The sequence below is a fragment of the uncultured Desulfobulbus sp. genome, assembly GCF_963662935.2.
In the GTDB taxonomy this organism is placed as follows: Bacteria; Desulfobacterota; Desulfobulbia; order Desulfobulbales; family Desulfobulbaceae; genus Desulfobulbus.
Window position 1 is genome coordinate 246,168 of sequence record NZ_CAXXTL010000002.1, and the last position, 20,170, is coordinate 266,337.

The 20,170-nt window shown below is 45.5% G+C and carries 12 protein-coding genes; 6 read left to right on the forward strand and 6 right to left on the reverse strand.

Annotated features, from left to right (window positions below; genetic code table 11):
• Positions 1–113: 113 nt before the first annotated feature.
• The 3 genes from ACHZCX_RS05570 to ACHZCX_RS05580 all read right to left on the reverse strand — a co-directional run bounded on the left by ACHZCX_RS05570 (position 114) and on the right by ACHZCX_RS05580 (position 5,528).
• Positions 114–2,573, reverse strand: coding sequence for a glycosyl hydrolase family 28-related protein (locus ACHZCX_RS05570; RefSeq protein ID WP_319586247.1), 2,460 nt, complete (start codon positions 2,571–2,573; stop codon positions 114–116).
• 64 nt (positions 2,574–2,637) lie between these two features.
• On the reverse strand, positions 2,638–4,854 hold the full coding sequence (locus ACHZCX_RS05575; protein WP_319586248.1) for a discoidin domain-containing protein: 2,217 nt from the start codon (positions 4,852–4,854) through the stop codon (positions 2,638–2,640).
• Positions 4,855–5,114: 260 nt separating this feature from the next.
• Entirely contained in the window at positions 5,115–5,528 is a 414-nt protein-coding gene (locus tag ACHZCX_RS05580; protein WP_319586249.1) for a hypothetical protein, read from the reverse strand.
• A 194-nt stretch (positions 5,529–5,722) separates the two neighbouring features.
• Here ACHZCX_RS05580 and ACHZCX_RS05585 point away from each other — a divergent pair, with 194 nt between their 5' ends.
• Together ACHZCX_RS05585 and ACHZCX_RS05590 are read left to right on the forward strand one after the other, a co-directional pair.
• Positions 5,723–8,374 carry a hypothetical protein gene (locus ACHZCX_RS05585; protein WP_319586250.1) on the forward strand — a complete coding sequence of 884 codons (2,652 nt, stop codon included), beginning with the start codon at positions 5,723–5,725 and terminating at the stop codon, positions 8,372–8,374.
• Positions 8,375–8,854: 480 nt separating this feature from the next.
• Positions 8,855–9,442: a hypothetical protein gene (locus ACHZCX_RS05590; protein WP_319586251.1), complete on the forward strand. Its 588-nt coding sequence runs from the start codon at positions 8,855–8,857 to the stop codon at positions 9,440–9,442.
• Between the two features lie 91 nt (positions 9,443–9,533).
• On the opposite strand, the gene ACHZCX_RS05595 is transcribed toward ACHZCX_RS05590, so the two are convergent.
• Complete coding sequence (locus tag ACHZCX_RS05595) at positions 9,534–10,556, reverse strand: hypothetical protein (protein WP_319586252.1); 1,023 nt, start codon at positions 10,554–10,556, stop codon at positions 9,534–9,536.
• 225 nt (positions 10,557–10,781) lie between these two features.
• On the opposite strand from ACHZCX_RS05595, the gene ACHZCX_RS05600 reads away from it, so the two are divergent.
• The 4 genes from ACHZCX_RS05600 (at position 10,782) to ACHZCX_RS05615 (ending at position 15,724) form a co-directional block, all read left to right on the forward strand.
• Positions 10,782–11,537: a YebC/PmpR family DNA-binding transcriptional regulator gene (locus tag ACHZCX_RS05600; protein ID WP_319586253.1), complete on the forward strand. Its 756-nt coding sequence runs from the start codon at positions 10,782–10,784 to the stop codon at positions 11,535–11,537.
• An 82-nt stretch (positions 11,538–11,619) separates the two neighbouring features.
• Positions 11,620–12,075 (forward strand): N-acetyltransferase, encoded by a 456-nt coding sequence (locus tag ACHZCX_RS05605; RefSeq protein ID WP_319586254.1) that lies wholly within the window; start codon positions 11,620–11,622, stop codon positions 12,073–12,075.
• A gap of 2 nt (positions 12,076–12,077) precedes the next feature.
• Positions 12,078–12,887, forward strand: a complete 810-nt coding sequence (locus ACHZCX_RS05610; RefSeq protein WP_319586255.1) for a metallophosphoesterase — start codon at positions 12,078–12,080, stop codon at positions 12,885–12,887.
• 353 nt (positions 12,888–13,240) lie between these two features.
• A complete protein-coding gene (locus tag ACHZCX_RS05615; protein ID WP_319586256.1) occupies positions 13,241–15,724 on the forward strand; it encodes a sugar-binding domain-containing protein in 2,484 nt (827 codons plus the stop codon).
• A gap of 259 nt (positions 15,725–15,983) precedes the next feature.
• Here ACHZCX_RS05615 and ACHZCX_RS05620 read toward each other — a convergent pair whose 3' ends face one another.
• Positions 15,984–17,981, reverse strand: coding sequence for a hypothetical protein (locus ACHZCX_RS05620; RefSeq protein WP_319586257.1), 1,998 nt, complete (start codon positions 17,979–17,981; stop codon positions 15,984–15,986).
• Between the two features lie 126 nt (positions 17,982–18,107).
• The gene (locus ACHZCX_RS05625) at positions 18,108–19,898 is read right to left on the reverse strand and encodes a HEAT repeat domain-containing protein (protein WP_319586258.1); all 1,791 of its coding nucleotides are present in this window, start codon (positions 19,896–19,898) and stop codon (positions 18,108–18,110) included.
• Between the last annotated feature and the right edge of the window lie 272 nt (positions 19,899–20,170).

Sequence of the window (20,170 nt, forward strand, 5' to 3'; positions counted from 1 at the left end):
GAATGCACGCGAATTAACGCGAATAAATGTAGTGTAAAAACAGGGTAAATACTATCTTTAAAGTCTAGTCCGGTTTTCAGATACGGTTAATCCTGCATACCTGATATCGGATATCAATAACCATATACATTGAATGTAGAGATCCGAATTTTGTTATCAGCGCCTGGTTTTGTTACATACAACCTCACATACCTGGTATATACCGGTTTTATGGCTTCATCTGACCACGAATATGCGTGCGGTTGTGCAAAGCCTCCCGGTCTGGCATATGCCGTTCCTGCTTTGACGAATGACTTGCCGTCTTTACTCACCTGGAGTTCTGCTTCTTCAGCATTAATATCCAGATTGCTGAACATCCCTGCGCTAACAAATCCGAATCCTGTGATATTGTGGATTTCTCCAAGATCAACCTCCAGATAACTTCCTGCCGGAGCCTGCCAGAATGAACGTTCATCGCGGTCGACTGCATTATCCGGACTACTCCCCGGATCAACCTGACTGGCAGATGCCTTCTTTCCGGTTGTTAAAGATTCCTCATCATGAAAGATAACCTGTTGAGGAGTAAAGTCATAAGGATGATTAATACCTGTCTGTTGAACCGTCTTTGCATAGACATTCAGCGGTCCTTTGAAATCTTTACCGACTTCAATCCAATTGTATATTCCTTCACCTGAACCCGAGCCGAAATACCCAATCAGTCTGATATTTCTACCGCTTTCTGCCAAAATATTGTATCGTTTTCCTACATCCTGCATAGTGAGCCAGAAATCAGAATCTACGCAACCTTGGCCCTTATCTTTGTAGAATTGAAAATGCGTTAATGGAAGAAAACTGACTAGCCCCCAGGTTTTTTCATTTACACAATCGCCAAACAGATAGCAGACCAGATTGTTGCTGATGAAATCTCTTAGAGCTATATTTCCCTCGTCAGTTTTGATGGAACTGATTCGTCCTGATTCTGAATATGTACCTACCGAAAATGCTAGACGCTCAAGTCTACCGCCATGTGAGTTGCCTCCAACATTTATCCCCTTGAAGAATGCTGTAACCCACATTCCTTTTACAATATGGTTGTCACATCTGTTTGCCGCCAAATCAATTCCATAACATGAGTTAAGCAGGTCGATGTCAACAATCCAGATACCCTTGCCATCACCGCGTATTGTATACGGGTATTGATGAAGCTGTTTTACATCATATGACTGCTCAGGATGCGAGATAGTGAATCCCCGTATACCGGAGTTTTTCTCAAGAGTGATGAAGGCTGCATCTGTTTCAGGAGATTTAGAGTCTTTGCCGCAGTATACTTCCAGTGTACAGGCTTCTGCGAAAGCCCGTCGTTTTCCGGCTCCATATGGTCCTCGAAGCTCTACGCCTGAGGGGATTACTAATGGCGATGTTATTCGGTATTTACCTTGAGGCAGATATACTGTGCCTCCGCCTTGAGCTGATGCGGCAGAAAGAGCCTGCTTAACCGCAGTTGTATCATCAGCAATTCCATCACCCGCGGCGTTGAAGGGTAGATGAGTTACATCAATGAAAGAATTCTTATCAATACGGGATGGGACAGGGGTCTTTGCAAATTGATATTTCATATTTATTGCTTCCGGTACGTTGTCTACATTCGCATAACGCATGAAGTAATACCAGGGAGCCCATCCCTGCTCATCGCGGCTGCCTTTGAAATCTGCTGCGACTCCACCCCACCCAAATACAGGATGTAGAAACTTAGGATTCTTCGAAATGCATATTGGTGTTTGCGCATCATCTGCGTTGAAATGGTAGATAGCCAGGCCATCAAGTCGTTGAAGCTCTATACCTACCAGGTTTGATTTTGTGTATTGATTAAGTGCTGTAATCTGTTTAGCGCTCATTGGTTTACCGGCTATCTCATCTGCCGCTTTCTGCCAGTAACTGTTTGAGAAATGGATGTCATACATCCAGGAGAATTCTGTAGATTCAGGAGCGAATACTCCACGATTTAAAGCAGTTCCATAAATACCGGAAACCACGCTGGCATTCATGGCCTTTATATCCAACGCGTAATACGAGTTGCATAAGGTGATGTTTTCTATTGTTGCCATGGAAGCGGATATCGTCGGTGGATAGGCATGGATATCATCCGGCTTCTGTTCCGGGTAATACACGCTGATATTTGATACAACAGCTTCTGAAGAAATAGATTGAATCAGGGGATTGCCAGATGCATCATCTCTACCGCCATACGCAAGAAAGATTGTTCCTTTGCCAATACCGCCATTTTCAGGATTTATCCATTCGCCGACAAGAGCTGTTCCGTATCCCAGCTTCAAGCTCCCATCAATCCGATATTTGCCAGCGGGTAGAAATACAACTCCACCTGATAATCCGGCTACGGCATCAAGCGTCTTTTGTATCGAGGATGTTGCATCTAATTTACCGGTGTTATCTGCATTATAAGGCAGTTTTGTCGCAACAGCAGAAGCCGTAATTGTTGCACCATTAGAAACAATGAATGTCGGCGATAATCTATCAGCATTTGCGTTAGTTTCACAAATGGCAGACAACATAAGTATAAGAATGAATTTATTCAAGATATTAGCTCCAAGATGCCGGAATCATGTCTAGTCATTTTTTACCATTACTACCGTAATATACTTACTTGCCGGTTCCCGTAATCTCTATCTCTGTCAGTTCCAGGGTTCCCTTGTATGGCTCTTCAACCCGCTGTGATTGGCCAAGCTCGATCCGAATGTATCTGCCCAGACAGTTTCCACCGGCGATTTTATATCTCCAAAGCTGAGGGGTATAAGCAGAGTTCTCTTTTGGGAGACAGGTTGTGTTCACATATGGACCGGCCTCACCACCATTTCCATCTAGATACATAACGGAAATAGGATCAAACTTAGTTCCATAAGTAGAAACCGAAAAACTAATACTGGATGGCACAAACCAATATTTCCCCTCGAGAGGTCTGAATTGAAGCCTGATCTCGTCAACATCAACTACTTTATCTAAATCTATCACAATTGACGATGTCTTCTCTTTGGCGGGATCGTTCGCCCAGAAACCCATCGGATTGTCTTGCGCTGATACCCCATCAACGAGATACTTCTCCGATCCTTCATAACCGGGCATTACTGATGATACCGTCACATTCTTTCCAAATGCGATGTTATCAGGCGACGCAGGTTTCGGGAAATCAGGTGGACGCAGATGCGTCGCATTCAGATGACAGATGCTGATGATCTCATCACAATACGGTTTTAGAAGCGCTTTGCCTTCATCAGAAGCAGCCGAATGGTTCAGCAGCACATTATCAATTGCAGCCCGCAGGTAAAAAAGCCGCCACCGCCAAGATTTCCGGCTCCATTCATCAAGTGATGAATCGATCTTCTGCGCAAGTTTCCATGCTTCATCGGCTCCATTCAGCGATTGCACATACCAGTTGTATCTGTCATGAGTTTTCTCAAGCATATATGACATCTTTACAAAGTCGTCAGCAACAGCAGGATTCAGATAGTATGATGCATACTCACGAAGGACATCCTCTGTTTTGCGATTAGGATCCCAGTAGAATGCAATCCACTGATATTTGGACAGGTCTTCATATATCCCTTCTGAATACGGCCATCCGCCTGATATGAAACTGCTCATCAGCGTTTCGACTTTCTCATTAAATTCCGGGAATGCAGTCGCGCCGAATCCACCCCAGGGATACATTCTGTACATGGAGATCTCCGGGAAACTCACCAGCGGATATCGATCAGGCTGAGGACGGTTCATCAAAGATTTCTGGGTTGCATACTCATCCTGCCCTGTGATGATTCCAGCCAGCCAATTCGGTTTCTTCTCGCGCATGAAACGCATGACTCCGTCTATTTCGCCTTGGGTATTGTTGAAGTAATCCATTTTCCAGGTAGAAAGCCATATCTCTACATTCGGGAAATGCTTCTTATACATCGGAGCAAGTTGTTGAGCGGCTTTCAGGAACCCATTACCGCCCCAGGGAAGGCATTTCTCACACCAGCATCCACCCTGATCATACGGCCAAATCCAGACTGTATCGACTTTTGGAAACGCAAGAGCCACCTGCTCCAGATTTTTCACTATCAGATCAAGTCCTTCAGGTATCGAAGGGCATATCTCAACTCCATAGCTTCCAGGATTCAAGACCGGTATCCGCAACTCAGCCGGACTTCCACCATAACCTTCATTGGCAAGCGCTGTGAGTCCGAATTTCATCCCCAGAGAGTGAGCAGTATTACCCATATGCTTCAATCGAGCAATCATCTTCTTTGCAGCCGGATCATTGAAATCCCTGAACTGATGCTGGTCGAACCAAACCATTAACGAGTTAGTCCCCCATAACGCCAGATCTTCGATTATCCTGTCGACATCTTCCAAAGGCGCCGCCTCGTAAAAGTTGCCAAAATGTGTAGCGAAATACATCCCGCGAACGGGCATATTCGGATTTGAGATGATGTTTACAGATGGAATGCTCAACATGTTTTTTGCATATTGGGATATCCGAAGCAGCTTACCGATCCCGGCAACAGCACCCGATGGAGTATCGCCAATAACATAGATCAAGCCGTGATTATCCGGTTCTGTGTTTATAAAGTATCCATCATTCTTCAGCTTGAGAACTTCCTGATGGTTGAATGAGTATTCGCGGATTTCGTAATCAGATTGTGTTCCAATAACAATGGTATAAACAGTTTGGGGATTACTCCCTATTTGCACATCAATACCGGTGCGGTCTTTTACAGTTCGAGTAAAGATCTCCGCAGCATGCCACTCAACTGTATCAACTCCACCAAGAACATGAATCGCCAGTTCTCCGTCAGCAACCTTCAACAAGCCGTCCTTCATCCGCATATCTCCCTTATTGATCACATCGGTATTCCCAATCCTGAATATACATAAAACAAGAATGACAATACAAGCCAGAATATTAGTAAATCGCATAATACATAATTCCATTTGAACTGAAATACTATAAACTATTATCGAAATCTTCTTCCTATATACTGATAATACCTTAATTAACATATAAAATCCAGATAATAAAAAACAGGTGAACCAATTATAGATTCACCTGTAAAATTTATATCCCCAGAGTTATCGAATATCTACTTGTTCATGCGCTGCGGCATATTACCTTGCCGACCACCCATACCGCCCATTCCACGCATTCCATCCTGGTTTCCAAGATCAACACTTTTTACCAGTTTGAGAGTTTTTGAATTGAACATAGACAATTGTCCGCCATGCACAACATATACAAACCCTTCTGAAATAGCAATTGATGAAGACCCGCCCATCTGTCCCATGCCAGGCATCATTCCGGGCATCATCATGCCCTGTCCAGGCATACCACCCATACCGGGCATCCCAGGCATCCCGCCGGGCATCATTCCAGGCATCCCAGCGTTTTCATCTTGAGCAGAAACTGCCGATAGACGGCTAATGCCAATTGCTGCACATAAAACCAATACAAAAATCAGTAGAATTACGAGCGATCTACCTTTGTCATTGTTGAACATCTTTATCCTCCCATTGAATAAAAAACAGTTTAATAACATATACTACCCATTTATGACTTTCCCAAATCGAATTTTGTTCAGATAATCTATGATATTTTCGAAAATATTCTCAAAAAACCTGTCTGCAAGCATTATTTAACCACTCATCAATCTTTTTTATAGATTCCGGGTCGACGCCCGGAATGACATTATGTGTGAGTATTACGATTATTTATGAAGAATCTGAAAAATCAGATAGCGTTGAACGTGAAATCACTCAAGAAGGGATTTTGTTTCTTCTTATAGAATTAAGATTCATACAGATAAGCATCTGTCCGAATATCAAAGGAGTTACCATGAAAAAAATATCAATTTTAATTTTCGTACTAATGGCGTCAATATTTATATGCGATATCCCGTCTTTCGGAGACGGCATCAGTATACGGTCATCTTCCAGACTCGTAATTCAGCAGGGAGATTCAGCGCCTATTCTGATGCTCATTGCCAATACCGGTTCAACAGAATCAAACTCACCGATACAGTTCACATTCAAAGAGGGTTCGGTGAGTTCAAATACAACATCCCTTGATCTGCAACCCGGCGGATGGAAAGTTGTAAAGGCAACCGCATCATTTAATGAAGATCAGTCGCAAGGGAAGGTTATATGCGCGTATAACGGTGTCTCTACTGAAGTCAACATCGCACGCGGAATAAATCTTTCTGGGTTGACTTGGATGCGCGCCTTCACTCCCCGCGCTTCAGGATCAGATCCAAAGATTCTTGAAACAGTTGGAAAAGACGCATGGTCGGCAATGATTCCGCCTGTTATTTGGGAAGACACCAATTACGCATGGTGTAAAGTTAAGGTGAATATCCCGGAAACATGGCGCGGCAAAAAAATGAAACTTGTTATCGGAGCAATAGATGATAATGATGTTACATATCTGAATGGTACAGAGATTGGAAGAGGAAGTGGTTGGAACGTGAAACGCCAGTATTCCATATCGCCGGATTTAGTGAACTGGGGCAAAGACAACACCCTGATGGTTATGGTTGACAACTTCAACGCAGGCGGCGGATTTACAACTGAGCCGATAATCATTGTGCCGGAAGAGATAGATCCGGATATGAAAGTCAGCCAGCAGCAACAACCGATATCCAGACCAAAGACCGGCAAAATCGGGAAACCGCTGCCATTCCAGCCGATACACATCGACAATGGAGTTTTGAAGTATCCGGATGGAGATGAGGTAGCTCTCTGGGGTGTGAATTACTATCCACAAAGCTGGTATCAGTTTGACAATATGATGAAACTCCATATAGATATGAAGGCAACTATCCGCAAAGATCTGGATCACATGGTTCAGATGGGGATTGAGATCATCAGAATACATGTTTTTGATCGAGAAATCACTGACGGAAAAGGAAACATCAAACCGAATATCCATCTGGATCTCCTGGATTACTTGATATCAGAAGCCGGAAAACGCGGGATATACATGTACTTCACGCCTGTCGCATGGTGGAGCGGTCCAAATGAGATACCGGGCGCTTTTTCTCAAGTTACAAGTAAACCCGGTATGATGTATGTGCCATCCGCCAAAGAAGCAGCGGTTAATTATCTCAAGCAGTTTCTAACTCGAAAAAATAAATATACAGGAAACCAGTATCTCAACGAACCCAATATCTGTTTCTTTGAAGTGATGAACGAGCCTTCATACTTCCAGTATGGCGACCTTTATGGATCTTATTATATTCCACAGGGAGAAAAACCCGAAGTTCTGGAACGAGACAGACAGACTCTTCGCGAACTCTGGAACGTCTGGTTGAAAAAGTATGATCTAAAAGATTCACCTGAGTATTTCAGCGCCTTCAGATACGAACTGATGCGGTCGTATATCAAAGATATGATAGGTGCTATTCGATCAACAGGAGCAAAACAGCCGGTCGCTCTCAATTATGGGTTGAATGGTGAAGACCTGATCCAGGCAATCGCCGACTCTGAGTGCGATGCACTTACATTCAGCGCTTATCCGGGTGGATTGACAAACCGAGTCGATGGAGTGAATCTGCTTCCGCTCATGAAACAGATGGGCAAAAGTGGGATGGTTAATCTCCCATATTATGGTTACGCCCTTGATGGCCGCCTCGACAAGAAAGCCCGTGCGGCATATGAGTTCGATAACGACGGTACAAACACCAGTTCATACATGTATCCGGCGATTGCAACATCCTTCCGAAGCGGAGGATTTCAAATCGCATGCCAGTTCCAGTATGACAGTATCGCGACTGCCGAATGGAATACCGACTGGAATACCCACTGGCTGAACTGGCATTATACACCCGCAAAAACAGCGGGTTTCATGCTTGCCGGAGAAGCATTCAGACGTCTACCGCGTGAAGTGCAGTATGCCGATCCTCAAACAGAGCTGATACTTGGTCCTTTAGCCACATCTTTCACGCATAACCAGAGTATCTTATCAACACCGGATACTGTGATGTATTCGCGTACGATAAGCGATTGGAAACCATTGAAGTTTCCTGCAAACCCAAAACGAATTGTAGGAGCGGGTTCATCTCAATATGTAGATTATGGGGGTACAGGCATCTATAAAATCGAGACTGTAGATGCGAACAATCTCAAACTGACAATCAATCCAGATGCCAGACAGCTTGGTGACTGCATGAAAGGCTCGCTCTCTACACCTGTTGCAGTCCTGGAATCAAATGTGCAGTGGTTCAAACTGAAGCTCCCCGGATGGGGAAAATCACGATGCTTGAAAATCGAAGGTGCAAAAGAGAAACCCGTGACAAAGGCTGATGGCGGATGGCTGGTAACTCCGGGCATATACCATATCAGACGTTAGGGAAGACGCTTAGAATATAAGTATTTAGAATGACTGGCACAGACTCCTGCCGAACTGCGGGTAACATATGATACCTCGGTTCGGCAGGAGTTTTGTCATTCCTGCCTCCTAAGGAATAAGTCTGGAATAGAGAGGGAGAGCGAAGCTCCTGCTGAGCCTAAGTATCATTAGTTACCCCAGGTTCAGCAGGAACCTCACCCTCCCCGTCTTAAGTCAAAGTCCTGTTTCTTTCTGAAATAACCACGATTATTTACAGTTGATTGCTCAAGATGAATATACTTTCTAAAAACCCCAGACTATCGATAAACACTTGAACATTCTCTCGGGATTTTCATTCATATTTCACAAACTAGCGTATTTCTCCTCATTATTTGAACCAATGTGAATTCCTTGTAAATTATTTGATAATTAAGTATCAATATTGACACAAGAAATGCCATAATTATAGTAAGAGTGATCACATATTTGAAGGAATTGTTAATGAAAACAGCAGTAAGTTTAATTGTAACTATATCGATTCTCTTGCTTGTAGGCGGATGCGGAGTAATGCGCTCGTTGACTACAAGGTATTTCAACTTCAGCTACACAGTCGGAAATCCTCCAGCCATTGATAGTCCAATAGGAACACCTACAGGAAAACCGCTTGTTGTATCAACATACGCTGATATCGCCGATGATCTTGTCAAGAAGTTTGACAAATACAACGGAGGAATTGACTGGGCAGGGATGAAATTCACAGCCGAACTGAAACGCGGTTCACAAGTGAATTTGAAGTTACTGGCGTCACTTACTCCTCCAACCGGTTCTGGGACTGACGTAGTAATTCCATCAACTGCGACGCAGATAGAAGATATAACGCTAACTACCGCTCAGAATATCATCATACGCGATGAAACCGTTGATGGGAACAGGAATGAACCTCTACGAAGCTTTATCTCAGATATGCTGCATAACAGCAATGGCAATGTAAGAGTATACATTTATTTTGTCGTTTCATCACCTGAAGGCGGACGACTGGAAGTTAAAAATATATCAATTAACGGGAAAGCTCACGGAAGCTTGTTCTGATAAACGCTACTGCCGCATCCTATATTCATCCTGAGCAATACGTCGCCAGGCGTATTGCTCAGGGCCAGTTTGAAATGTTTTGGTGATAATCTCAACCCGGATATACAACACATGATGCCTTGGCGCCTTTAATCCCCAATTCTTCCCATTTTTTACGAGCATCCTCATCAAACAATACAGCCTTATATCGAATCCCAACCGCAGTTGCTTGAAGAATCAGGTTTTCCAGCATGTAGCCGACTTCCCACAATCCTCGGCCGGTAGATTCGTTCACAGCAAGAAGTATTTGTGTTGATGAATTAGAAGTTCCATTGTCATTAACACGTTTGTGACTATGGGCAGATTTATTATCTATCGTATTCACATACTGATATAATCCATCAGAAGACGCGTAGAAAACAGATGCAATATTCTGCCCACCAGCCCAGGTAGGAATCGTTAATCCATATGGTTTCCCCATTATATAATGCGGAGTTCTACCGCGCGCCGCCCATAACAATTGAGAGATATCAGAGGCATCAGCATCTTTTCCATCAGAGTCAATACATGCATCTTCCATTGCCTTAAGCAGAGGAAATTCGCTGTCACGGCGGGGAGCAGGCAAGCCGGAATCTATATATAAGTCAGACGGTGGTCCAACGGACCAGATCAAATCATTGTAAGATGGGAGCATCATATTCAATACCATTTTGGCAGTACCGATTAATCCATTGCGCTGTAGAGTTCCTTCTGTACCCAGATTGTGGATGCATGTTCCCATACCAAGCACAGCACATACCAGATGCACCGCCTGATGCTGCATTCCACTCTCAATACTCAGCCAATCCTTTTCGATACTTTTCACATCATTATACATTGATAACACAATCGGCCGTTTATCCAACTCTACATGAAGCTCTTTTGTCGTGAATCTAGGGATTTGAAGTCCCTGCTCGATTGCGCCGATATACTCAGGCGGTATGGGTGTATTCAAGTCATACATCCCCCAATGAAACACCTTTTGATCACCGTCATTGTCGCTTGAGCATCTAGAATTGAGCGCTTTTTCAACGCTCACCTCAGAATGAAAAGCAGGTTCGTTTTCATCCATATATGCACCGGGAGTTTTTGGCATCTCGATTCTCCATAATTTTTCCTAATTATATACCCTTATTGAAGTTCTTTGAATACAAGATAAAAACACCTTCCAAAAATCGATGCAGATTTGACTCAGATTCTACTGCGTGTTATAATTTCTTTTGCATAATCTGACCCCGCGCCTCCGTTTTTTACAATGTGATTTTCGATTTGGAATTGGATATAACAACGGCAGACGACGGTATTAAGGAGTAACCCAAAAATGTCTGGTCATTCAAAATGGCATAATATACGGCTCCGTAAAGGCAAGCAAGACGCCGAACGCGGAAAACTCTTCACTAAAGTCGCTAGAGAGATCATCGTTGCTGCTAAAGAAGGCGGCAGTAATCCTGATACAAACCTCCGCCTTAGACTTGCAGTTCAAAAGGCAAGAGAGAACAGTATGCCCGCCGAGAATATCAAACGGGCGCTTCAACGCGGATCCGGCGAACTTGAAGGTGTGAACTACGAAGAAGTCACCTACGAAGGATATGGACCGGCTGGAGTGGCGGTGCTGGTATCCTGTTTAACAGAGAACAGAAACCGCACAGTAGCCGAACTGAGAGTCGCGTTCTCAAGGAACGGCGGCAGTCTTGGTGAGAGCGGATGTGTAAGCTGGATGTTTGATCAGAAAGGCTTGATCACAATCGGGAAAAGCACAATCGACGAAGATACCCTTATGCTGACCGCTCTTGATGCAGGCGCTGAAGATATTCAGTCAGATGATGAATCTTACGAAATCACCTGCGCGCCAAACAGCCTGAACGGACTCAGGCAGGCGCTAACCGATGCCGGCATCAAATTTGAGAGTGCTGAATTAACCATGATTCCCCAGACTACAATCAAGATTGAAACTGTCAAAGAGGCATCACAGATTATACGTATGATGGACCAGATTGAAGACTCAGACGACGTGCAGCAGGTTCATGCAAACTTCGACATCCCGGAAGAGATTCTTGAAGCTGTAGCAGCAGGATAAAATCATCTATGTGAAAGCCGTCAGTCCGGATTAGGGCCGACGGCTTTTTTTATATTTATCAGCCAGTGAAAGGGCGAAAATTATGGAAATTCGGAAAGCAAATGTAAAAGATGTGCCTGAGATGCAGGCGTTGATTAATCAATATGCCGATAAGGGCGAGCTTCTGCCCCGCTCGTTAAATCAGTTATATGAGAATCTTCGGGAGTTTATCCTCATGGAAGAAGACGGACGCATTATAGGCACTTGTGCGCTCCATATATGCTGGGGTGACCTGGCTGAGATAAAAGCTCTCGTTGTAGATGAATCATATCAGCGCAAAGGTTATGGTCGCTCGCTGGTACAGGTCTGCATGAATGAAGCCCTTGAACTTGGCATAAGCAAAGTATTTGCGCTTACCTATAAACCCGAGTTTTTCAAGAAAATCGGCTACAGTGACATCGATAAATCCGAGTTGCCGCAGAAAGTGTGGACAGAATGCATCCATTGCGTGAAGTTCCCCAACTGCGGTGAGTCAGCGGTAATCCGCGACTTGGAATAACGATGCAGCTCATCTCGAAAAGATTCATCAAACGGATATTACTCACACTTGGCATTCTAGCAGTCGTGGGAGGCATATGCCTGATTGATGGGTTCTACATCGAGCCATACTATCCGCGTGTAATTCGGCAGACTGTGTATATCAACGGTCTGCCGTCTGAGTTTGACGGATTGAAGATTGTTCAACTCTCAGACCTGCATATCGTGAAACTCGGTAAACGGGAAGAACGAGCTCTTAAGAAGATCAAAGCTCTCAATCCAGATATCATCTGCCTGACGGGTGATTACATCGAGGATGATGGGATCACACCCGGAACATACACATGGCAGGAGTGCGCAGAGGAGGCGTATCGCTTCTTTGGCGAACTCAAAGCAAAGTATGGCGTATATGCGTGCATGGGCAACTGGGACAACATGGAGATAATACCGTGCATGGAGAAGCTGGGCATTCATGTTGTTAATGAAAACTCAACGGTAATCACCATAGGTAGAAAGAAACTGCTGATCCGCGGAGATAGTGAAAAGCAGCCGGCACCTGATATACAGACAACCATAGCTCTGATTCATGATCCTGATGGGGTTGATTCAATCAATGAATCCGGCAACCATGTTGATCTGACGCTTGCCGGTCACTGGCACGGCGGACAAGTTGGCTGGCCGTTTCGCATGTCCGATGTGAAGTATCTTGCTGGTCTCTATCAGGTCGGCGACACTCAGCTTTATGTGAACCGCGGTCTGGGTATGCACTCCATCGCGGTAAGGTTCAACTGCCCCGCAGAAATCACGGTGATTACGCTGAGGCCTGTTAAGTAGATGCAACTACTGCATCACACCCCAAAAACACATTTCTTTGATGGTGCCTCTAGTATAAGATCTCTAATATTCGGCTGATTTGCAATGTCACTGCAAATCAGCCGAAACAAAGTGAGACAGCCTAATAATAGTTCCGTTATATTCTACATCTCTAACCTAGTAACCCATTCGTCCTATATGTCTTATATGTCTTATAATTCAATAAAATGTTTTCAAGGTGCCCCATCTACACTCCTGGAAAGAAACATCACTAAAAAAGAAAACCATGCAGGTAAAACACCTTTTCAACACGAACAATATCATCATAAATCATACGCAGCTTTTCAATAGAATATTACATAAGGGGAAACTATATGTTATCAAAATTGGATCTAAACGGAAAGTGGAAAGTCAAAGGGTTCGATGGCCAGCACGGGCAGCCAGAAGGATTCATTTCGGCAGGCGCTGATGAGCGAACCTTCATCACGGCACAGGTGCCTGGCGATGTACATCTCGACCTGGAAGCTGCCGGACTCATCGGCGACGTCAACATCGGGATGAACGCTCAGTCTGCCAGATGGGTTGAGGAGCAGATATGGGTCTACCGCACCAGATTCGATGCACCTGCCGATGCTGTCGCGCAGAATGCCTGGCTTGTATTCGAAGGTCTCGATCTCAATGCGGTGATCTACCTCAATGGGCAGGAAATCGGCAGGCACAACGACTTCTACACGCCGTGCCGCATCAATGTGACCGGTAAACTGGTTGAAGGCGAGAACCTGCTCTGCGTCAGAATCGAGAGCGGTTTGTATGGAGTTGCAGATAAACCCGGAGCACCGTATTGCCCAGGTCTGCCTGATCAGTTATCGAAACGGTCATGGTTAAGAAAGCCTCAGTCGTCATTTTCATGGGACTGGAGTCCGCGTCTGATCAACGTCGGCATCTGGCGCCCGGTGCATCTAGAATGGACAAACAGCGCCCGAATCGATGCCGTGACAGTGTATCCAGAACTGGCTGACGATCACAAATCTGCGAAAATTCACACAAGAGTTTTTATCGACAATCCAACGGCTGAACCAATCAAGGCGAAAATCAGGATGAAGGTCCCTGATATCAGTGCTGTGGTTGATATTGATGTTGAGCTTCCAGCTGGTGTATCCAGGCATGATCTGGCAGTCGATGTCGATAATCCTAAGCTCTGGTGGCCTCGACCTCATGGCGACCAACCGCTCTACAATGTGAAGATCAAGGTTCTCGTTGATGACCAGGTTGTCGATATCGCAAAGCGCCGGACCGGTATCCGCAGTATCGGAATCTGCCAGGATCCGCATCCTGAAACGGGTGAGTATTTCATCCTTCAGGTAAATGGCGCTTCGATCTTCGCAAAAGGCGGCAACTGGGTGCATCCCGACATCATCTTCGCGGAAACCTCGGCTGAACGGTACCGCAAACTGGTTGAACTGGCGGTCGATGCGAACTTCAACGCCCTCCGAATCTGGGGCGGCGCCATGTATACCGACCATGCGTTCCTGGATGCATGCGACGAACTCGGCGTCATGGTGTGGCACGACCTCATCTTTGCATGTGCCAAATACCCCGGTGATGATGGTGAGTTCAACCAACTGGTACGCGATGAAGTCACACACATAGTCCGCGACCTGTCCCCGCATCCCAGCCTGTTGGTATGGTGCGGCAACAACGAACTTGAATGGGTATATCCATATTGGGATTTCCAGAAGAGCAAACCGCTTCCCGACCATTCATTGTTCCATTTCTACTTCCCGCGCATTATGGCGGAGGAAGATCCATCGCGACCATACTGGCCGAGTTCACCGTATTCAACAAACCACCGAGAGCCGAACGACCGCACAACCGGCGATCAGCATCCGTGGAACGTCAGCCTCCAGGGAGAAGGTCCAAACTTTTGGCATTACCGCGGCGATGTCAGCCGATTCCCCAATGAAGGCGGCGTTCTTGGCGCATCGTCTCCGGCCACACTTCGGCAGTTCCTGCCGGCAGACCAGCAGTACCTACGATCTCCTTCATGGGAGTTCCACGATAACGCATGCAACTACTGGGTAGATAATCTCTGCTACAGCGCGGTCGACTACTGGGTTGGCAAGAAGGCTGATGAACTTGCACTCGATGACTACGTGTTCTACAGCGGAGTTCTTCAAGGTGAGGGATTGCAGGAATACGCAAACAACTTCCGGCGCAGGATGTTCAGCTCATCATCTGCTATCTTCTGGATGTATAACGACACATGGCCTGCATCGCATGGCTGGACGATTGTTGACTACTACAACCGGCGCAAGATGGCATACCATCCTGTAAGGCGTGCATTCGAGCCTATCCGCATCATTCCCGCGGTTGACGGAGATGTGGTGAAGATATTCGGTGTGAATGACACACTCGAGACATGGCAGGGGAAAGCCGTATATGGGATTTTCCAGATGGCAGGAGGGCTACCCATTAATAAGAGTGTTGATGTGACTCTTGTTCCCAATGCAGCAATAGTGATTGATGAGATATCACTTGCAGACTGGAAAGCGATCGGTGAAGATGTTTCCGGTGTGTTCGGGATACTCTACAAAGATGGAGAGCCTGTATCCCAGAACCGGCTGTTCGTCACCAAGTTCAAAGACTTGAAGTGGGCGAAACCGGAAGTCAGCATTGAACGCCGCGGCGACAAGGCGATCTTCAGGTCACCTGTTTTTGTATGGGGCGTCTGCCTCGATATTGATGGTGAAGCACCGGTCACCGATGACATCTTCGACCTTCTGCCGGGCATAGAATATGAGATGGCATGGCCGTCAGACCAGCCGCTTCCAGTAATTCAGAGGTATGCATCACTGTAAACGCAAAAGTAGGTATTTAGGCTGTAGGGGTAGATGATGCAGGTTGGCATAAGATCTACATCATCTTGCCCCATTGATGTATCGAGAAACCTTTTCCAGATACCAACTGCTAATAGGAATTTACAGGATAAACAAAATCGACAAAACAGTCTAACCACGAATTTTCGAATATGATAAGCTAAAACTCCGCCGATGTCATTAACATTCAAAGCATCGGCGGAGTTTTCAATCAATACAATGTTACACGCATTTCATCTGACTATTTAGTCGGGGTAGATGCTGCCTTCGCATCACTTGCCTTTTTCGCTGCATCCTGGGCATTCTTCTGCATGGTTTTCATCATCTCAAGCTGCTGTTTGCCATAAATGACGATTACATCTCTGAGGACCCGAGGTTTCTGCTCATCATTCACTTGCAATGTGGTTTCGAAAATCGCCATGTTCATTGTGCCCATCTGCGCCGCTTGCGGTGTGTTCGCCTTGCTGGTATCAACACTCTGAGGTATAAGCCGGATTGATCCGCTGTTGATGTATGCACCGCCGACTTTATCTGTAATAACCGCATTCAGCCTATCCCACTGCACGTTTGATAGTTGCTGGAAAGGCAGTCCTTGCGCGCTTTTGATTGCCGCTCTCTGCTGATTGTTCAGTGAGCCATATACGCGAAGAAGTCCACGGCTTCCTCCAACCGGCGACATAAGTCCCATGAGGGCATATGTCAGTTCAGGTTCTGCCACCAAGTTGTTCTGTATCTGATCATCTGTAAGAACATATGCAATGTTCGCGATGTCTTCCAGTGTGAACTCACCTTGTTTTGCAAGAATATCTTTGTATTGCTGGATGAAAGCATCGGGGATTTCATAAGATCGTTCAAGCGCCCAGTCTTCAGGTCTAACCCTGAATGTGCCGGAGCCTTTTTCCCAGATGTATCCAGCTTTTTCAAATGCCACTAACACTTTATATAGAGGTTGCTTTCCGGGCCGAACAAACGGTCCAACCGGCATTGAGCTGTTGAATGCCTCCACAATCACCGGCATACCGAATGCACGGCTGATCTCTTCGATCATCTTCCCCTGTCCTTCTTTTGTTTTTGAAGGATCATTCTGTGACATCACAACATCTTTGCGCATGTCTTTAACTTCTATCTCGCGTGTAAGATCAGGATCTGTTGGCGGATTTTTCTCTGTGACTGACTCTCGTGCAAGAGATTCTGCCAGTAAGTCAGGATCTGTTGATTGCGCCGCCACTTGAGCGATAGTATCTGCCAAACTCTTACCTTCATCCATCGCGAAGAGCATTTTGCCGAAGACTCCTCCAACCAGAGAGTTTCCGCTTGTAATCGGGAAAATCCCCAGTGGAACTCCGCCTCCAAATGGACTCATGCCGCCCATATCAGGCATACCGGGTACCGTGCCTGTGATGATCGCCATACCACCGAATCCAGCCATACCGGCCATCGCTCCACCGCCCAGTTCACCCATTGGCAGGAAAGAGATACCAGATGGTCTGACGTTATCCAGTTGGCCTTGCGCCATCTGACGGATCATTCCACCAAATCCGCCTGAGGTGCTGTCGTTTGCCGCTTGTGCTACATTGGCGGGCAAGCTATCAAGAGAGATATTCACACCCTGACCGCGAAGCATCAAGTCGCTTTCTACAGGCGAGAATTGACTGATTCCTTCCATAAGGCTGGCGAATCCTCTGCCTGATTTTGTACCGCCCAAATAGGCAGTCCATGGATCTGTATCTTTCAGTTTCAATGCATCTTCCTGCGACATATCAAGTGCAGCCTGTGCGGAATCCAGGGCTGACTGCCGCAGTTTCATCGCTCTGTCAGCGGCATCAGCTTTGGCAGCTGTTACCATCTCTGCCTCAAGCTGTTTCGATTTCAAATCCTGCCAGAAGAGGTAGCTCCACTGATTCTCTTTACCCTGACGGGAGACTCTGTATCCAAGCAGTTTAGAGAGTTCATCCATCACTGAGCCGACAGATATATCTTTTGCATAGATCGTAACTTTTCGCTCTCTCACCCGCCAGTCGCGGTCGTTGTTTCCGGCAGTGAAGTCGATGCCCGACGATTTGCTCATCGATGCAAGGATATCCTCCAGTTTGCCGGAGTTGAATGAGAGAGAAACCTTCTTGTCCAGACGCACATCCTTTGCGGGAGGCGCTGTTGGTGCGGCTGCAGGCACCGTTGTTTGTGCCACAACACTTACTGAGAAAATCAATATAAACAGCAAACACAATATTCGTTTCATAAAACCCTCCTGATCCTGATTAAGACTCATTACATAATACTACATCGTAAACTATTTGGTTGATATATGTTAAGAGTATTTCTGGCGTTAAAAGTTGCAGGAAACACAAAAATTATTATAAGTGCTCTATTGCGCACATTTTCGTATTTTGCACTTGATCTTATTAATGCCTCTCCATGCGGTCAATCTCACCTGTCGGCTCTCATCATCAAGTAATCCGCTCAATAACCCAAATACTCTAGAATCATCAGTTCCGCACAGACCTTGAATTGCCTCGATTTTATAAGTATCATCGTTAACGTTAAGTGCATCTATCATCAGGTCGATGGCACGTTGATCATTGATGTACCTTAATTTATGCATAACCCGCCAAGATGGTTTACTGCAAGATTCGAGTTCTGATCTTAGATAATCAAAACCGACGTCATATCCTGCTTTCGCAAGAGCCAAAGCCGCATCAAGAGCGTCATGTTGACCTTCAGCCACAATTGATTTCAACTTGTCTATCGCTTCATCAGATCCGATGCTTCCTAGCACGTTCAGCACATCATGATGCGATAACCCAAGAGGCTCATTCGAATCCAGTAGTTTGATCAGTGGCTTCACAGCACGGATATCTTTGATATCGCCCAGAGTTCGAATTATTAAAGAATAAGATTTCTTATGTGATGGGTCAAGCATCGAAAGAAGATGCTGTATACCTCTATCATTTCCAATCCTTGATAGTGCGACAGCGGCATTGATCTCTGTTGATGGATCTGCAAGTGCATCAACCAGGGGCTGAATCGCTGATGGATTACCGAGTATGCCAAGGAACTTGGCAGCTCTTTCACGTGCAAAACGATTCTCATCTTCATCACGATATTGCTGCGGATTTACACCAACCAACACGGGTTCAAACTTCGGCTCGATTTTTAATAAATTCACGAGTGGCTCAAACGCTCGATTATCACTCAGCGTCGCTAATGCATTTAGTGCCGCTTGCCTCACGGATGGCTCTTCATCATCAAGCATTTGTGCAATATAATCAGACATGTCATTGTTTCCAGAGTTACCGAGTAAATCCACGGCTGATTTGCGTACCATATAGTGTAGATCATGTAATGAATTGATCGCAGAACTGATAGCACGGTTTGGATCGATCTCATTCAGAACTTCCAACGCTGATGATCTCAAGAAATAATCTGAATTATTCAATACTTGTAGTAGAGGATCTACCGCACGAGAGTCACATAGTTTTCCAAGAGCACGTATAGCCGAACTAACAACACTGTTGTTTTGACTCTGCAATACTCTGATTAATGGCTCTACTCCTTCCTCAGCTCTCATTACTCCAATAGTGGAAGCCGCGCTTACAGCGACCTTTTCTGAAGGATCATTTAACGCTGAAATCAATACATCAACAGACTCCGGACCGCCGACTCTCCTCAATATATTCGCAGCAGTTTTTCGCACTCTTTCATCCGGATCATATATGGCGTGCATAGTAAGCTCAAATGCTTTCTGATTACCTGATGAAACATTGCAATATCCTCTTACAGCATTTGAACGAACCACGGGATCATCATCATTGGCTGCCTTTTCGATGATATCCAGGACACGCGGATCATTTATCTCACAGAGTGCAAAAACCGCAAAGCGCCGAAACACCGGATCAGGATCGCCCATCAACGATTCCAGCGGCTCGATTGCTGCTGCATCTTTAATGGCATATACTAGGGATTCTGTCGGACTTCCACCTGCGAATATGCCCAACCAGCATCCCTGCTGTTTCTCGTCCCACTCGCGTGCAACCTGCATCAGAACAGGAACTGCGCTCCCACCAAACTCTTTGATTATCTTGTAAGCTTCTGTCCTCACGGTTCGATCCTCGCTTACAAGTTTCCATGCCGCCGCTTCTATCAACTCATCTGTCATTAACTGTACGCACCTCAGCATCTGAACTATGCCAATCTAATATATACTATTTCGTTGCAGGTTTCAGTAATCCTTCATAGTTTCTATAGATAGTTTTCAAGGTGCTGGAACTTCGTGAATTCACATATGTCCATTCACGTTATTTTCTCCATCTGCCTGATAAGTTAAACAATATCGACAATGACACACCCAAAAAGAGCACGAGAATCACAAAAAGCGCTACATTGCCAAACAGCAGCATGAAGTTGCCAAATATATCATACCATTATGCA